The following is a 16243-nucleotide window of genomic DNA, read 5'->3' on the forward strand; positions in this document are numbered from 1 at the left end:
TCGGTACCGCCGGGGGTCGTGCGCGGGGTGCGGTGGTCAGGCTTCCGCGGCGGCGGTGCCGGGTGTTTCGTACGCCTGCAGGGCGCGGTCGCGCGCCTCGGTGATGTGGGCGGCCATGGCCGCGCGGGCCGTGGCCGGGTCGCCGGTGCGCAGCCCCTCGAGGACGCGGGTGTGCTCGGCGACGCAGTGGTCGGAGTCGGTGACGCCCCCGCCGCCGAAGAGGCGGAAGCGCTGGATCTGCCCGCCGAGGGCGGTGTAGGCACCGAGGAGGAACTCGTTGCCGGTCGCCTCGGCGATGATGCGGTGGAAGCGCTCGTCCGCTTCCCAGTACTGCCGGAACTCGTGGAACGACGGCCCGAGGGGTGCGGTCGCCAAGTCGTGCACGGCCTGCTCGAGCTGCTCGAGGACGTCAGGGGTGAGGTGGTGCGCGGCCAGCTCCGCGAGCGCCGGCTCCAGCAGGAGCCGCGCCTGCATGAGCCGCACCAGCTCCTCCGGCGTGGCCACAGGAGCGACCCGGTACCCCTTGAGGGCGACGCGCCGGATGAGCCCGGTGGACTCCAGCCGCGCCAGCGCTTCGCGCACCGGTGTCTGCGACACCCCGAACTCGCGGGCGAGCCCGTCGATGCCCAGGGCCTGCCCGGCCTTCAGCTCGCCGTCGATCAGCAGGTCGAGGACGGCGTCGTACACGTGGTCGGCGAGCATCTGCCGGCTCGACGCCAGTGAGCGTCGCGTCGTCGTCGGCTCCACGAGCACCATCGTAGACAGGCCCTTCGGACGGGTTGAGAGATCGCGGACCGGGCGGGGACACGAGCACCTCCTCAGCATCGGCTCGTCGGTGAGCTGATGTCGTAGACCGTAGATCGTGCACGATCGACGGTCAAGGTGGTTTTCGGTTCTTGCTCGGTGCGCCGGACAACGACGCCTCCGCCTGCACCACCCCGGGCCGGACCCGACGGCGCAGCACTCCTGATCCGGCGGAACGCCGGGCGGGCCTGACAGCCCCGCCCGATCACTCCTCCCGACGCCGGAACACCGTCGGGCTGCACCCGTGCACGCCGCGGAAGTGCCGGGCGAAGTAGAAGGGGTCGGCGTAGCCGACGCACCGGGCGACCTCGGCCACCGGCAGGTCGGTGGTCACCAGCAACTCGCAGGCGCGCGCCATGCGCAGCCGCTTGGCGTACTCGACGACCCCTCCCCCGGTCGCGGCGCGGAACAGCGCGGTGAAGTGCGAGGTGGACAGCCCCGCCTCGCGCGCCAGGGCGGCGACGGAGACGGGGGCGTCGAGGTGGGCGCGCAGGTGCTCCTGGGCCTGGCGCACGGGCTCGCGCCGCTCGGGGCTGCCGGCGGCGGCGTCGGCGGTCACCTGCGCCAGCACCGACCACGCCGCGCCGGCCGCGCGCAGCAGGGTGGGGCCGGTCTCGTCGGTCTCCAGGTGCTCCACCACGCGCTCGACGTCGCGCTGCACCTCCAGCACGTCGTGCAGGTCGACGACCGCGGGGCGCGGCGGGTCCCCGCCCAGTTGCCGGTCGAAGGAGAGGGCGTCGGGACCGGCCGCGTGCAGCCACCAGATCGTCCAGGGGTGCGCGTCGTCGGCGCCGTAGGTGTGCGGCAGGCCGGCGGGCAGCACGAGGGCCTGCGCGCCGGCGACGGCCACCTCGCCGCCCGCGGTGCGGCACCAGCCGCGCCCACCCACGCACACGATGACGACGGTGCCGCTGGCGCCCCGACGGCGCGTGCGGCCGTGGTGGTGGGCGTGCGGGAAGTACCCGGCGTCGGTGACGAGCAGCCGGGACGTCGGCCCGGACGCGGCCGCGGCGCGGGCGACGTCGGCGGGCAGGACCCGCAGCCGCTGCCCGGGGAACCCCTCGCGGATGCGCACGCCGTGACGCTAGCGCCGTCCGGGTGGTCCTGACCGTCGGATCGTCCAGGTGGCAGCGTCGGATCGTCTCTTCTCGCCGCGGTGATCACCGGCCTACCGTCACCGCATGCTCGACGACGAGACGCAGCTCGGCCTGCCGGCCCGGCCCGCCGCCCTGGCGGACGCCCCGGCCGCGGTCTGGAGCGCGCCGCTGACGCTGCCGACCTACCACCCGCTGCCGCCGGAGGTGTTCCCCGCCTACCTGGACCGCCGCGTCTACCAGGGCTCCTCAGGGCGGGTGTACCCGCTGCCGTTCCACCACCGCATCGCCACCGACCCCGTCGAGCACGCCTGGACGGCGGTGCACCTGCAGAACGAGTGGCTGCACGTGGTGGTGCTGCCCGAGCTGGGCGGGCGCGTGCACGTGGTGCGCGACCGCACCAGCGGGGTGGACCTCTTCTACGCCAACCCCGTGGTCAAACCCGCCCTGGTGGGACTGGCCGGCCCGTGGATCGCCGGCGGCGTGGAGTTCAACTGGCCTCAGCACCACCGACCGGCGACCTACCTGCCCACCGACTGGGAGGCGGTGACCGAGGAGGACGGCGCGGTCGTGGTGCGCTGCTCCGACCACGACCCGTTCACCCGCATGCGCGGCACGCACGCGTTGCGGCTGCGCCCGGGCAGCTCCGTGCTGGAGCTCGAGGTGCGCCTGGCCAACCGCACCGAACTGCCGCAGTCGTTCCTGTGGTGGGCCAACGTCGCCGCCCGCGTCGACGAGGACTACCAGTCGTTCTTCCCGCACGACGTGACGGTGGTGGCCGACCACGCCAAGCGCGCCGTGACCGCTTACCCGGCCGCGGACCGGCACTACTACGGCGTGGACTACCCCGCCCGCGCCGGCGAGGTGTTCACGGCTGCCGACGGCGCGCGCGGCACGGGCGACCGGATCGATTGGTACCGCACGATCCCCGTGCCGACGTCGTACATGTGCCTGGGCAGCCGGGAGGACTTCTTCGGCGGCTACGACCACGCCCGCGGGGTGGGGTTCGTGCACGTCGCCGACCACCAGGTCGCCGTCGGCAAGAAGCAGTGGACGTGGGGGAACTCCCCCTTCGGGCACGCGTGGGACGCGAACCTCTCCGACGACGGCGCGCACTACGTGGAGCTGATGGCGGGGGTGTTCACCGACAACCAGCCGGACTTCTCGGTGCTGGCGCCCGGGGAGACGAAGGTGTTCACCCAGTGCTGGTACCCGGTGCGGCACAGCGGCCCGCTGGACCGGGCGAGCGTCGACGCGGCCGTCAGCCTGCGCCGCGAGGAGGGTGTCGCACGCGTCCGGCTGGCCGTCGTCGTCACCCGCCCCCGTGCCGGGGTGCGGGTGGAGCTGCGCGCCGGCGGGCGGGTCGTGGCGAGCGAGACGGTCGACCTGGACCCCTCGGCGGCGCTGCTGCGCGTGCACGAGGTGCCGGCCGACGGGGCGGGGTCGCCGGACGTGGAGGTCTCGGTCGTCCACGAGGGCCGGGAGCTGGTGCGCTGGAGCACCGCCGAGGAGCGCGCGGGGATCGGGGAGGTCCCCGGCCCCGCCACCGAACCTCCCGCGCCGCGGGAGGTGGCGAGCGTGGAGGAGCTGGCGCTGACCGCCGAGCACCTGGAGCTCTACCGGCACGCCACCCGCTCCCCGGAGCCGTACTGGCGCGAGGCGCTGGCCCGCGACCCCGGGCACGTGCCGAGCCTGGTGGGCCTGGCGGTGCGCGCCTACCGCGCCGGCCTGGACGAGGAGGCCGAGGAGCTGCTGCGCCGCGCGGTGGACCGCTTGACCTCCCGCCACCCCACGCCGCGGGACACCACCGCGCTGTACCTGCTGGGCGTGGTCCTGGAGGCCCGCGGGCGTGAGGACGACGCCTACGACGCGTACGGGCGCGCGTCGTGGGCGCGGGCGTGGCGGGGACCGGCCGGGTACCGGATGGCGCGGCTGGACGCGCGCGCCGGGCGCACCGAGGCCGCCCTGCACCGGCTGGCCGACGTGCGCCGGGTGGAGCCGGAGCACCTGCAGGCCGCCGCGCTGGAGGTGGTGTGCCGGCGGCGGCTCGGCGCCGCCGCGTCCGACGCGGAGGACGTGCTGGCCGCCGCGCGCGCCCTGGACCCGCTGGACGCGTGGCTGCGCCACCTCGACGGCCTGCCCGCCAGCGCCGACGCGCAGACCTGCCTGGACGTGGCGCTGGAGCTGGCCGGCGCCGGGGAGCTGGAGGACGCGCTGCGCGTCCTCGACGAGGCCGAGGAGCGCGAGCCGCTGCGCGCGGCGGGGCAACCGGCGGCCGGCCCCCTGCTGGCGCACCACCGGGCCCTGGTGCTGGACCGGCTCGGCCGCACCGCGCAGGCGGCCGCTGCGCGCGCCGACGCCGCGGCGCGCGACACCACGTGGTGCTTCCCCGGCCGCCGCGAGGACGTGGCCGCGCTGAGCGCCTCGGCCGCCGACCCGCGGGCCCGCACCCTGCGCGGGCACTGGCTGTACGCGGCGGGCCGGCACGCCGACGCCGTCGCGGACTGGCGGGCCGGCGCGGCGGGCACACCGGGCGACCCGGTGCCGCACCGCAACCTGGGCCTGGCGCTGGTCAACGACCACCGCGACCTCGAGGCCGCCCGCGCGGCGTACGCGCGGGCGGAGGAGGCCGCCCCGGACGAGGCGCGGCTGCGCTTCGAGGTGGACCAGCTGGACGCGCTGCGCGGCCTGACCCCGCAGCAGCGGCTGGCGCGCTGGCGGGATCGCTGGGACCTGGCCGAGCAGCGCGACGACGCCCTCGTGGAGGTCGCGCACCTGCTGGTCAGCACCGGCGGCGCGGCGCGGGCCGTGCAGCTGCTGACCACCCGCACGTTCCAACCGTGGGAGGGCGGGGAGGGTCAGGTGCTCTCCGCGTGGGAGCGAGCCCGGACCCGCCTGGCCCTGGAGGCGCTCGCGGACGACCCGGCCGCAGCCGTGGCGCACCTGCGGGCGGCGCTGGACAGCCCGGCGTGCCTGGGCGAGGCACGGCACCCGCTCGCGGCGACGGCGCAGCTGCACCTGCTGCTGGGCGACGCGCTCGCCGCGACCGGCGACGCGGGCGCGGCGCGCGCGGCGTGGGAGGCGGCCGCCGAGCACCGCGGGGACTTCCTGGGGATGAGCACGCAGGAGCACAGCGAGGCGACGTTCTCCTCGGTGCTGGCGCTGCGCCGGCTGGGCCGCGACGACGGGCCGCTGACCGCCTCGCTGCGCCGCTTCCGCGACGCGTTCGCCGCGGCGGCGCCGGTGGTCGACTACTTCGCCACCTCGCTGCCGGACCTGCTGCTGTTCGAGGAGGACCCGCTCGTGGTGCGCGACCGTCGGGTGGTGGTGCTCGACGCGCAGCTGGCCCTGCTGGACGGCGACGCCGGGCGCGCCCGCGAACTGCTGGCCGACCCGCGGCTGGCCACCAGCCGGCACGCGGCCGACCTGGCGCACGCCCTGGCCACCCACCCGCAGCTGCTGGGCGTGCCCGCCACCGAGCCCGACACCGCGCCCGCCGCCGTGCCCGGTGGACCCGTCACCCGGATCGAGGAGGTGGCCCGGTGACCGCGACGCGGAGCCTGCCGGCCGGTGCGCCGGAGAAGCTCGTCATCAGCCTGTGGGACTTCTCCTGGTACGTGCGCACCGGGCCGGGCGAGCCGTTCGAGGACCTCGACGCCGCCTTCGCGCAGGCGGTGGAGCGCGGCTACAACGCGGTGCGGATCTGCGCGATGCCGTTCCTGCTGTTCCGCTCCGGCGTGGACACCTCCGCGCTGCGGCTCGGTCCGCTCGGCGGGGAGTACGGGCAGGGCGTGCGCTGGTACGACGTGGCGCACGAGACGACGATCGACGCCCGCGAGCACACGCTGGCGTTCTTCCGCGCCGCGCAGCGCCACGGCGTGCACGTCATCGTCTCCAGCTGGGAGTACCAGCAGTCGCCGTCGTTCGCGCTCGACCCGGACTGGTACGAGGCCCTGCACGCGGTGGGCCCCGACGAGCGCGCGGAGGTGCTGGCCGACGCGCACGCCGACCTGATCGACCTGCTGGTGGCCGAGGGCCTGGACGAGCGGGTGCTGTTCACCGAGCTGCACAACGAGGTCCAGATCGGCTTCCTCGTCGACGGCCTGGGCGTGGAACGCGGCGAGGCGGCGGTGCCGGCGCTGACGGACAGGCTGGAGCGCGGGATCCGCCGCTTCAAGCAGCGCCACCCCGACCGGCTGTGCACGGTGAACTACGCCGGGGTGCCGGTCGGCGCGCTGAGCGCGGTCCCGCCCAGCGCCGAGGTCCTCGTCGTACACCCCTACGCCTACGGCAACCTGCAGGAGCTCATCGACGTGTTCGGCCTGCGCGGGCCGGTGGAGGAGTTCTCCCGCGAGCGGGCGGCCCCGCTGCTGCGCCCGGGCGCGCCCGAGGTGGCCGACTGGGGACCGGGCGAGGACAACGCCTGGAAGCTGGACGCCACGGTCGTCTCGCTGCCCGAGGTGTACGTGCACGACTGGTGCGACCCGGAGGCCTTCGACCGCTGGCTGTACGAGCGCTGGGGTGAGCACCGCCTGGCGGTGGAGCAGAAGCTCACGCTGTGGCTGGAGGTGGCCGCCGACTGGGCCGCGGCGCGCGGGGTCCCGCTGGTGCTGGGCGAGGGGTACGTCGGCTACACCCCCAAGCGCGGGCGCTTCGAGGAGGGACCGGTCGGCGCGGAACTGTGCCGCCGCGCCGTGCGCGAGGCGCACCGCCTCGGTGCGTGGGGCGCCGTGGTCTGCTCCAACGCCGCGCCGCAGCACAGCATGTGGGCCGACGTCGCCCTGCAGCGCGAGTGCGCGGCCCTCCTGACCGGCACCACCCCCACCGATCAGCCCGATCAGCCCGATCAGCCTGGCACCACCCACCACGACCGCGCCGACGACGGCGCACAGGAGGTTCGACGATGAACTCCCGACTCTCGCGGCGCAGCCTGCTCGCGGCCACGGCCGGCCTCGGCGGCGCCGGCCTGCTGACCGGCTGCGTCGGCACCAGCGGCTCCGGCGGGTCTGGCGGCGCGGCCGCCGGCGGTGGAGGGGGCGGCGGCGGCATCGTCTTCCAGAACTCCATCCAGGACACCGCCCCCAAGGCCGCCCTCGAGGCGATCGTGCAGAGCTACGACGGCGACGTGACGATGAACTCGGTCGCCACCGAGCAGTTCCGCGCCCAGCTGACCAACTACCTGCGCTCGAACGACCCGCCGGACGTCATGAGCTGGTACGCCGGGTCGGTGGCCCGCGACTACGCCGCCCAGGGCCTGCTGCTGGACGTGTCGAGCATGTGGGAGGGCGACGGCGCGTGCGCGGGCTTCTCCGAGGCGCTGAAGAACCTGTCCAGCGCCGACGACGGCACCCAGATCTTCGTCCCCACCAACTACTACTGGTGGTCGGTCTTCTACAAGAAGAGCGCCTTCGAGCGCTGGGGCGTGCAGCCGCCGACGACGTGGGACGAGTTCCTCGCGCTGTGCGAGAACCTCTCCGGCCAGGGTGTGGCGCCGCTGGCCAACGGCATCGGCTCCACCCCGTGGATGGCGTCGGGCTGGTTCGACTACCTGGACCTGCGCATCAACGGGGCGCAGTACCACCGCGAACTGCTGGCCGGGGAGCACTCCTTCACCGACCCGGAGGTCGTCGCGGTCATGGAGCAGTACGAGCGGCTCATCCCCTACTTCGACCCGAACATGGGCTCGTACTCGGCGCAGGACGCGTCCGTGCCGATGGCGCAGGACCAGGCCGGCATGTACCTCATCGGTGCCTTCGTCACCCAGTACTTCCCCGAGGACCAGCGCGACGACCTGGACTTCTTCTCCGTCCCGGTGATCGACCCGGACGTGCCGACGGCCGAGGAGGCCCCGACGGACGGCTACTTCGCCGCGGCCGGCACCTCCGACCCCGACGCCACGATCGCCTTCCTGTCCTACTTGGCCGCCCCGGAGCAGCAGCAGGCCTTCATCGAGCAGTCCGGGTCCTCCAACCTGCCGACGTCCCCGGACGTCGACACCTCGCAGTTCAGCCCGCTGGTTCAGAAGGGCATCGAGCTGCTCAACTCCACGGAGGAGATCACCCAGTTCTTCAACCGCGACTCCTCCGACGCGCTGCAGACGACGGCAGACACCGCGCTGACGCAGTTCCTCGCCGACCCGGGCTCGCGCGACCGGATCCTGGAGGAGTGGCAGCGGGCCGCGGAGGGGGTCTTCGGGCAGTGAGCAGCGACGTGAGGGCCGCGGCGCGGCCGGCGCGGCGGGGGCCCGACGGCCCCCGTCCCGCCAGCGGCGCCCGCGGCCCCGCCCGGCCGGGCGGCCCTTCGCTGGGCGCCCGGCTGCGGCGGGTGCCGCTGCTGGTGTGGGTTTTCCTGCTGCTGCCGCTGGCGGTGGAGCTGTTCTGGGTCTTCTGGCCGGCCGCCAACTCCTTCTCCCTCTCGCTCACCCGCTGGGACGGCATCAGCCCGGCCGAGCCCGTGGGCCTGCAGAACTTCACCGACCTGGCCGAGGACCCGATCTTCCGCACGGCCCTGACCAACAACGCGCTCTGGGTGCTCGGCTTCGGCGTCCTGTCCGTGGTGGGCGGCCTGGCGCTGGCGGTGGCGCTCAACAAGCCCGGCCGCGGGGTGGGCTTCTACCGCAGCGCGATCTACCTGCCGATGGTCGTCTCGATGGCGGTGACCGGCCTGTTCTGGCGGGTCATGTACCAGCCGGGCGGCCCGGTGAACGCCGGCCTGGAGGCGGTGGGGCTGGGCTCGCTGCAGCGGCAGTGGCTGGCCGACCCGGACGTGGCGCTGGCGGCGATCCTCGTGGCCGCGGTGTGGCGGCAGGTCGGCTACATCATGGTGCTGTACCTGGCCGGGCTGAAGGGCTGCGACGCGACGCTGGAGGAGGCCGCGGCGGTCGACGGCGCGAGCGCCTGGCAACGCTTCTGGCACATCGTCATGCCGCAGCTGCGCGGGGTGAACACGGTGGTCTTCGCGGTCACCGTCATCGACTCGCTGCGCACCTTCGACATCGTGTGGGCGATGACCCGTGGTGGTCCCTACAACACGACGCAGCTGCTGAGCACGTACATGTTCCAGCAGGCGTTCACGTCGGGGAACCTCGGCTACGCCTCGGCGATCGCGGTCGTCATCTTCGTCCTGGCGATCGGCTTCATCATCACCTACCTGGCTCGCCAGGCCCGCGCGGAGGAGCAGTCGTGACCGCCACCACCCTCGCCCCCGGCAGCGCCGCCACACCGCGACCGCGGCGGCCACGGCGAGCCCGCTCGCCGTGGTTGCACGTGGTCATGGTGCCGCTGACCCTGCTGTGGCTGAGTCCCGTCGCCTACGTCGGGCTCATCGCGTTCCGCTCCTTCGACGACATCGCCGCCCGCGGGTTGGCGGCGCTGCCGGCGTCCTTCACGCTCGACGGCTTCACCACGGCCTTCAGCGGCGGTGGGCTGGTGCGGGCGCTGGGCAACAGCATCACCGTGACCGCGTGCGCCGTGCTGGCCTCGCTGCTGCTGTCGTCGTGGGCGGCGTACTCGCTGAGCCGCTTCACGATCCCGGGCCGCAAGACGATCCTGCTGGCGATGCTGGCCGGCAACCTGCTGCCACCGCAGATCCTGCTCGTGCCGGTGGCGCGCATCAGCGAGTCCCTCGGCATCGCCGACACCCTCTTCGCGCTCGTGGCGGTGCAGGTGGGCTTCGGCATCGGCTTCTACACCTTCGTGCTGCACGGCTTCATGCGAGGGCTGCCGGAGGAGCTGTTCGAGGCCGCCCGCCTGGACGGGGCGGGCGCGGGGCGCATCTACCTGCGGATCGTCCTGCCGCTGAGCCGCCCGGCGATGGCGGCGCTGGCGGCCCTGGCCACGACGTGGATCTTCAACGACCTCATCTGGGCGCTGACGGTCCTGCGCTCGGAGTCGAAGTTCCCGATCACGGCGGCGCTGCTGAACCTCATGGGCGGGTACTCCAGCGCGTGGAACGTCATCGCGGCGGCCTCGCTCGTCGCGGCGATCCCCACCGCGGTCGTGTTCTTCCTCTTCCAGAAGCAGTTCGTCTCCGGGCTGCTGGTCGGCTCGAACAAGTGAGCGGCCCGTGGACGCTGCCGACCCGCTCCGGGGAGCACGTCGTCGCGCTCGCCCCGGACGGGGCGGGTCTGGTGCGCGTGCACTGGGGCGCCCGCGACGGTGCGCAGCCGGCCCCGGCGCCGCGGCGCACGTCCTTCGAGACGCCGCTGGACCTGCTGCCGCTGGAGGCCACCGCGCTGGGCACCCGCTCCGCGCACGCCGCCGAGCTCGTCGCCCGCCGCGCCGACGGGCTGCGCGGTGTCCGGCTGCGCGCCGCCGGCGAGGTGACGCTGACGGTCGGCGGAGAGGTGCACGAACTGCGCGCGCCGTTCACCGACGAGGTCGCCGAGGTGGACGTGGAGCTGGTGCTGCGCAGCAGCACCGCCCACGACGTGGTCACCAAGCACGCGGTGGTGCGCAACCGCTCCCCGCACGCGGTGGAGCTACTGCGCTGCTGGGGCGGCGCGTTCACTCCGCCGGTCGGGCCGGGCGCGCGCGTCGGGACGCTGACGGGCGCGTGGTCGCGGGAGTTCACCGAGGCCGTCGTGGACCTGCCGGTCGGGACGTTCAGCCTGGGCAGCCGGCAGGGCATCACCTCGCACGGCGCCTCCCCCGTCGTCACCGTCCGCGCCCGCGACGACCGGGACGCCGGCACGTACGCGGTGGCGCTGGCGTGGAGCGGGTCGTGGCGGCTGCAGGTGGAGGCCGTGCCGTTCACCGACCACGTGCGCGTGGCCGGCGGCCCCGACGACGAGGCGGGCGTGGTGACGCTGCCGCCGGGCGGGTCGGTGACCACCCCGCAGCTGGCCGGGCTGTGGGTGCCCGGCGGCCCGGACGAGGCCGCGCAGGCGTGGCACGCGTACCAGCGCACCCTGGCCCGCTCCACCGGCCCCGAGCACCGGCCGGTGGTGGCGAACTCCTGGTACGCCACCGGCTTCGACGTGCGGGTGGAGCACCAGCTCGCACTGGCCGAGGTGGCCGCCGACCTGGGCGCGGAGGTCTTCGTCGTCGACGACGGCTGGTTCCGCGGCCGCACCTGCGACCGCGCCGGGCTCGGCGACTGGGACGTCGACGAGGCCAAGTTCCCCGGCGGGCTGGAGCCGCTGGTCGCGGGCGTGCGCGAGCGCGGCCTGCGGTTCGGGCTGTGGGTGGAGCCGGAGGCCGTCAACGAGGACAGCGACCTGTTCCGCGCCCACCCCGAGTGGGTGCACCGCGCGCCGGGCCGGGACCCGGTGCGGCTGCGCCACCAGCTCGTCCTCGACCTGGGCCGGCCGGAGGTGGAGGCGTGGGTGCTGGCGCAGTTGCGCCGGCTGCTGACCCGCTACGGGATCAGCTACCTGAAGTGGGACATGAACCGCGCGATCACCGACGGCGGCGCCGCCGTGCCCGGCGGGGACGACTGGTCCTGGCGGCACACGCAGGCCTACCACCGCGTGCTGGATGCGCTGCGGGAGGAGTTCCCGCACGTCACCGTGGAGGCGTGCGCGGGCGGCGGCGGCCGCATCGACCTGGCGGTGCTGGTCCGTACCGACGTGGTGTGGCCCAGCGACGAGACCGGCCCGCGCGACCGGCTGGCCGTGCAGCACGGGTTCCTGTCCGCCCACCCGGCGTGGGTGATGAGCTCGTGGGTGACCGACGAGCCGGACGTGCTGGACCGCGAGCGCGTCAGCGTCGACTTCCGGTGCGTCGTGGCGATGGCCGGGGTGATGGGCCTGGGCGGGGATCTGCTGCGCTGGAGCCCCGAGCAGCGGGAGCGGGTGCGCGAACTGGTGGCGCTGCACCGCTCGGTGCGGCACGTCCTGCACGGCGGCCTGGTGCGCCGGCACGGCACCCCCGCAGATGCCGCGTACGCGGTGCAGTACACGGGCGAGGAGGCGGTGGTCCTGCTGGCGTGGGCGCGGCCTGGCCGCCCCACCGCCTGGCGGGTGCCGCTGGGCGACCTGCCCACCGGGACGCTGCTGCGCTCCCGCTCGGACGGTTCCACGGTCCGGGTGGAGGACGGGCTGGTGGTGACGTGGTCGCGCGGCGACTGCGACGTGATCGTGCTGGACCGCGTGTGAGCACCTGGCGCCCGCGCCCGCTCCTCGTGGAAACCGACGACGCCCACGGCGGGCGGTGGACGTCCCTGCGCACGCCCGAACGGGAGTGGCTCTGGTGCAACCCCGCCGCGCCCGCAGCGGCCCGCACCGCCGTGCGCCCCGGTGACGCGTTCGTCGACGCGGGCGGGGTGGAGGAGTGCTTCCCCACCCTGCGCGGCACACCCGACCACGGCGACGTGTGGTCGCAGGCGTGGACCACCGAAGGGCCGGGCCGCGCGTCCGTGCGGACGGGAGCGCTGTCGCTGCGGCGCTCGCTGTCCGTGCAGGACGGGGCCGTGGTCGCCGCCTACGAGGTGACCGGCCCACCCGGCGCGCACGTGCTGCACGCCGTGCACGCCCTCCTCGACCTCTCCCCCGCCGCCCGCCTCGTCATCCCCGGCGCGCCGGGCGTGACCGTGCTCGACCAGCCGGCGCCCGGCCGGTCCGTGCGCACCACCTGGCCCGACGGCGCCGGCGTCCCGCTCGACGTGCTCGGTGCGGACGACGGCACCGCCCGCTGCGCCGTCGTCGCCACCGACCGCCTCGACATCCTCGATGGCGTCGAGCGGCTGTCCCTGCGGTGGCAGGTGCTGCGCGGCACCGGTCCGGTGTCCCTCGTGGTGTGGCGCAACCTCCGCGGGTGGCCGCAGGCGGCGCCCTACCGGTCCGTGGGCGTCGAGCCGCTGCTCGGCGCGACCGCGGACCTGGCGACCGCGGGCGCCGGGGAGACCGGAGTGCTCGACGCCGGCGGCCAGCTCACGTGGCGGCTGACGCTCACCGCGCACCGCGAGGGCTGACAGCCGGCGTGCGCGCGCCCGGACGGCACGCCGCTCGGACGACGAGGACCACCAGGGTCATCGCCGCACCGACGCACGCACAGCGATCCGTGCCCCGCTGAGCCGCTAAAAGCGCAACCATCGCGCACTGATATTGTGTCTGTTGTGTTTCACCCCCTACCTTCTCCCCATGCGTACCGCCGTCTTCGAGGACACCCGGTCCTCGGTCAGCGATGAGTGGCTGACCACCGGTGAGGCCGCGCGCCTCCTCGGCGTCTCGCGCCAGCACGTCGTCAACCTGTGCGAGCGCGGCGACCTGCCCCACACGACGACGGGCGTGCACCGCCGGGTGCGCCGCGCTGACGTGGAGGCGTTGCGCGCCACGGGCGCGCGCCTGAGCCGGGACCAGCGCCGCAGCCTGTGGCTGGCGCACGCCGTCGCCGGCCACCTGGTCACCGACCCGGAGACCACGATCGCGCAGGCGCGCGCCAACCTGGCCGTGCTGCGTGAGCGCCACTCGCGAGGGCAGGTGGCGAAGTGGCTGGCGGAGTGGGCGGACCTGCTCGACGGGCCCGTCGAGGGCGTCCTGACGGCCCTGACCTCCCCGTCCCCGCGGGCGCGAGAGCTGCGCCAGAACTCGCCCTTCGCCGCCGTGCTGTCCGAGGAGGAGCGCAGGCGCGTGCGCGAGGCCTTCGCCCAGCACTCCTCGGCGTCCTCGCCGTGGGGCGCGGAGTGAAGCGCGCGCACCTGGCTCACATCCTGCGGGCGGCGAGCCAGATCGCCGACGATCCCGACGTCGTGGTGATCGGCTCGCAGTCGATCCTGGGGTCCTTCGACGAGGACGACCTGCCCGATCCGGTGATCGGCTCGGTGGAGGCGGACGTCGCCTTCTGGGACGATCCGGACAACCGCAAGTCCGATGCGGTCGACGGCGCCATCGGCGAGGACAGCGGCTTCCACCAGATGTACGGCTACTACGCTCAGGGCGTGTCCGTGAGCACCGCGGTCCTGCCCGAGGGCTGGCGCGAGCGAGTCGTCGTGTGGGAGAGCCGGTCCAGCGCGCCGGGGCGGGCGCACTGCCTGGAGGCGCACGACCTCGCGATCGCCAAGCTCGTCGCAGCACGCATGAAGGACTACGAGTTCGTCTCCGCGCTGATCGAGGTGGGCTTCGTCTCGTGCGAGACCTTGCGGGAGAGGGCTGCGCTACTGCCCCCGCCACGCTCACGCACCACGCGCGTACTGCGCTGGATCGACGGGCACGACCGACGGGCTCACGGGTGAAGCGCCGGCAGCAGCACGGCTGACGCTCTCGCAGCGGGGTCCCGGACTGCCGTGACTGGATCAGGACCCCGACAGGGCCTACGACATGAGGGATGCTGACGCCGTAGTCAAGGTTGAGCAACAACCTTGACTACGGCGCGAAGTCGATCAACCCTTCGACATGAGATGCCGCAGTTGCCGCCGCGTCTCCTCGTCGGTGGCGTAGAGCACCGTCCCGACCATGCCGCGGGTGAGCAGCACCTTGTAGACGTTGCGCACGAGCCGATCGAAGTCTGCGTCACTGACCCGGGTGCGGTTGCGGAAGTCTGGGTCCTTGTTGGCGGAGCGATCGCTGACGAACCGGCCGTCCCGCCACAGCAGGTCCGGCCCGATGATGACGCCGCTCCAGTCGTACTCGAAGCCCTGGGCGGTGTAGATGCAGCCGACCTGCCCGAAGCCTCCAGGTTCGGTCGCCCACAGCGCCGCGGGTGGGGCGTCACCGACGGCGCGGTCGCCGGGGACGTTCCACGGCCGCGCCCAGTCGTCGATGCGCACGTCGGGCACCAGGCCGCCGCCCGGGGAAGGCGTCTTGCTCCACGGCCAGCAGTACCCGGCGGACATGCGCGCGGAGTACCCCTCCTCACGCTTGGCGGCGAGGAACTGCTCCATCTCCTCGGGGGTGTCCGCGACGACCACCTCGAAGGTGTCGTCACCGGCCCAGTCCTCCACATCGGCGTCGTCGAGGCCGAGCAGCCGCTGCACCCAGCGCACGTACTCGGCGCTGCCACCGCAGCGGAACTGCGCGTCCAGCTCCACGGTGAGAACGTCCAGCCCGAGGCGCTGCGCGTGCCGGGTGATCTCCTCCTTCGAGCCCATCTCCCCCGGCCGGACGACCTGGTGCTGGTCAAGCAGGAACACCGGTACCCGTGCGGCGGCGATGAGTTCCTCGACCTGAGGACGCCCCGTCCGGTGAGCCGCGGGCGTCCACCGGCTCGCCGACGTCTCACGGATGCGGTGCGCCTCGTCGAGGATGAGGACGTCGAGGTCGTTGGGTTCCGCGACGATGAAGTCGTTGAAGTACTTGAACAGGGATCGCACCTTCGGTGCCCGCTTCCCGGCGACCTTGCGCAACGTCTGCGTGAAGGAGCGCGAACCCGTGGCGTGCAGGACGGTCTGGCCTTTGCGTGACAACTCGCCGAGCAGGGAGAGCGCGACGACGCTCTTGCCGCTGCCGGGCCCACCGGTGACGAGGACGATGCGCTTGCTGTTGCCGGCCTTCGCCTGCTTCACCTGGTGCAGCACGAGGTCCACCGCCTCCTGCTGCTCGCCGACGAGGCGGAACTGCTCACGGTCCCGGATCTCATCGGCGGCGACCTCGAGCAGCTGCCGCGACGGTGCCACCTTCGACCCGAGCAGCTCGTCCGCCGCCAACGCACCGGAAACTCCCGGCGCGAGACGGGTGCGGAGGTAGTCGCGCAACGCGCCGCTCTCAGCACCCGTGAAGAGCCGGCCCGCCCGGTCCATCGTGTAGTCGCCCAGCTCCGCGACCGCTCCGGGCTGGGTGGCGTTGTGCAGGTAGGCGACGCCGGCGACGGCGTCCTGCGCGAACTCCAGGGAACGGGTGAAGTCGAGCAGGTACTCGACGTACCCGCGCACCTGCTTGACCGGGTGCAGCTTCGGCGGACCCGCCATGCCCGGCACCACGACGAGGTCGGGGTTGCCTTCGAAGCGGTGCGCAGCACTCCACTGCTTCAGCTCGACCACCACGTAGGAGGACCGGCCCGTGGTCGGATGCACACCGGCGAGCACGACGTCCGTGCGCTTCGACGTCAGCGGCAACCGGTGTTCGAGCAGCACCTCGACGTCCCCGAGCCCGGCCTCGACGAGGTCGGCGGCGAGCACCGGCAGGCTCTTCTCCCACGAGGCTCGCTCGCTCGGACTGGGCCCGTGGCCTGCCGTGTAGAGCATCTGCTCGATGAGCGCCTCCACGACGGAGCCGGTGGGCAGCTCGTCCTTGAGCTGAGCGGCGGAACGACGGACCAACGACACAGGACATCCCCAAGGCAGCACGAAGTCTCGTGCGGGTGGGGGCGTGTCCTGTGCCCAGCCAATGCATGGGCGGTGGAAGCCAGTCGGGCCGCGGTCACAAGCTACAGGCGTCAACTGCCGCGGTGCCGCTGTACGCGGTGGGAGGA

12 protein-coding genes are annotated in these 16243 nt (G+C 73.9%); 9 read left to right on the plus strand and 3 right to left on the minus strand.

Going from position 1 to position 16243, the window contains the following annotated elements:
• Positions 1-36: 36 nt before the first annotated feature.
• Entirely contained in the window at positions 37-756 is a 720-nt protein-coding gene (locus ACRYR8_RS11260; RefSeq protein ID WP_374115801.1) for a GntR family transcriptional regulator, read from the minus strand.
• Positions 757-1009: 253 nt separating this feature from the next.
• Positions 1010-1879, minus strand: coding sequence for a helix-turn-helix domain-containing protein (locus ACRYR8_RS11265; RefSeq protein ID WP_432484628.1), 870 nt, complete (start codon positions 1877-1879; stop codon positions 1010-1012).
• A gap of 106 nt (positions 1880-1985) precedes the next feature.
• On the opposite strand from ACRYR8_RS11265, the gene ACRYR8_RS11270 reads away from it, so the two are divergent.
• The 9 genes from ACRYR8_RS11270 (at position 1986) to ACRYR8_RS11310 (ending at position 14069) form a co-directional block, all read left to right on the plus strand.
• Positions 1986-5444, plus strand: coding sequence for a DUF5107 domain-containing protein (locus ACRYR8_RS11270; RefSeq protein WP_432484629.1), 3459 nt, complete (start codon positions 1986-1988; stop codon positions 5442-5444).
• Positions 5441-6805 carry a cellulase-like family protein gene (locus ACRYR8_RS11275; protein ID WP_432484630.1) on the plus strand — a complete coding sequence of 455 codons (1365 nt, stop codon included), beginning with the start codon at positions 5441-5443 and terminating at the stop codon, positions 6803-6805. The genes ACRYR8_RS11270 and ACRYR8_RS11275 overlap by 4 nt, the downstream gene beginning before the upstream one ends.
• The gene (locus ACRYR8_RS11280; protein WP_432484631.1) at positions 6802-8100 is read left to right on the plus strand and encodes an ABC transporter substrate-binding protein; all 1299 of its coding nucleotides are present in this window, start codon (positions 6802-6804) and stop codon (positions 8098-8100) included. Before ACRYR8_RS11275 ends, ACRYR8_RS11280 begins: the two co-directional genes overlap by 4 nt.
• Positions 8097-9083 carry a carbohydrate ABC transporter permease gene (locus ACRYR8_RS11285; protein WP_242123462.1) on the plus strand — a complete coding sequence of 329 codons (987 nt, stop codon included), beginning with the start codon at positions 8097-8099 and terminating at the stop codon, positions 9081-9083. The genes ACRYR8_RS11280 and ACRYR8_RS11285 overlap by 4 nt, the downstream gene beginning before the upstream one ends.
• 86 nt (positions 9084-9169) lie before the next feature.
• Positions 9170-9955, plus strand: a complete 786-nt coding sequence (locus tag ACRYR8_RS11290) for a carbohydrate ABC transporter permease (protein WP_432484651.1) — start codon at positions 9170-9172, stop codon at positions 9953-9955.
• Positions 9952-11994, plus strand: coding sequence for an alpha-galactosidase (locus tag ACRYR8_RS11295; RefSeq protein WP_432484633.1), 2043 nt, complete (start codon positions 9952-9954; stop codon positions 11992-11994). Before ACRYR8_RS11290 ends, ACRYR8_RS11295 begins: the two co-directional genes overlap by 4 nt.
• A complete protein-coding gene (locus ACRYR8_RS11300) occupies positions 11991-12809 on the plus strand; it encodes a hypothetical protein (protein ID WP_432484634.1) in 819 nt (272 codons plus the stop codon). The genes ACRYR8_RS11295 and ACRYR8_RS11300 overlap by 4 nt, the downstream gene beginning before the upstream one ends.
• 169 nt (positions 12810-12978) lie before the next feature.
• Positions 12979-13524, plus strand: coding sequence for a helix-turn-helix domain-containing protein (locus ACRYR8_RS11305; RefSeq protein WP_432484635.1), 546 nt, complete (start codon positions 12979-12981; stop codon positions 13522-13524).
• Positions 13521-14069: a DUF6036 family nucleotidyltransferase gene (locus ACRYR8_RS11310; RefSeq protein ID WP_432484636.1), complete on the plus strand. Its 549-nt coding sequence runs from the start codon at positions 13521-13523 to the stop codon at positions 14067-14069. The genes ACRYR8_RS11305 and ACRYR8_RS11310 overlap by 4 nt, the downstream gene beginning before the upstream one ends.
• A gap of 147 nt (positions 14070-14216) precedes the next feature.
• On the opposite strand, the gene ACRYR8_RS11315 is transcribed toward ACRYR8_RS11310, so the two are convergent.
• Positions 14217-16097: a DNA/RNA helicase domain-containing protein gene (locus tag ACRYR8_RS11315; protein WP_432484637.1), complete on the minus strand. Its 1881-nt coding sequence runs from the start codon at positions 16095-16097 to the stop codon at positions 14217-14219.
• Between the last annotated feature and the right edge of the window lie 146 nt (positions 16098-16243).

Origin of the sequence: Kineococcus esterisolvens, assembly GCF_050871405.1 — a bacterium.
Taxonomy (GTDB): domain Bacteria; phylum Actinomycetota; class Actinomycetes; order Actinomycetales; family Kineococcaceae; genus Kineococcus.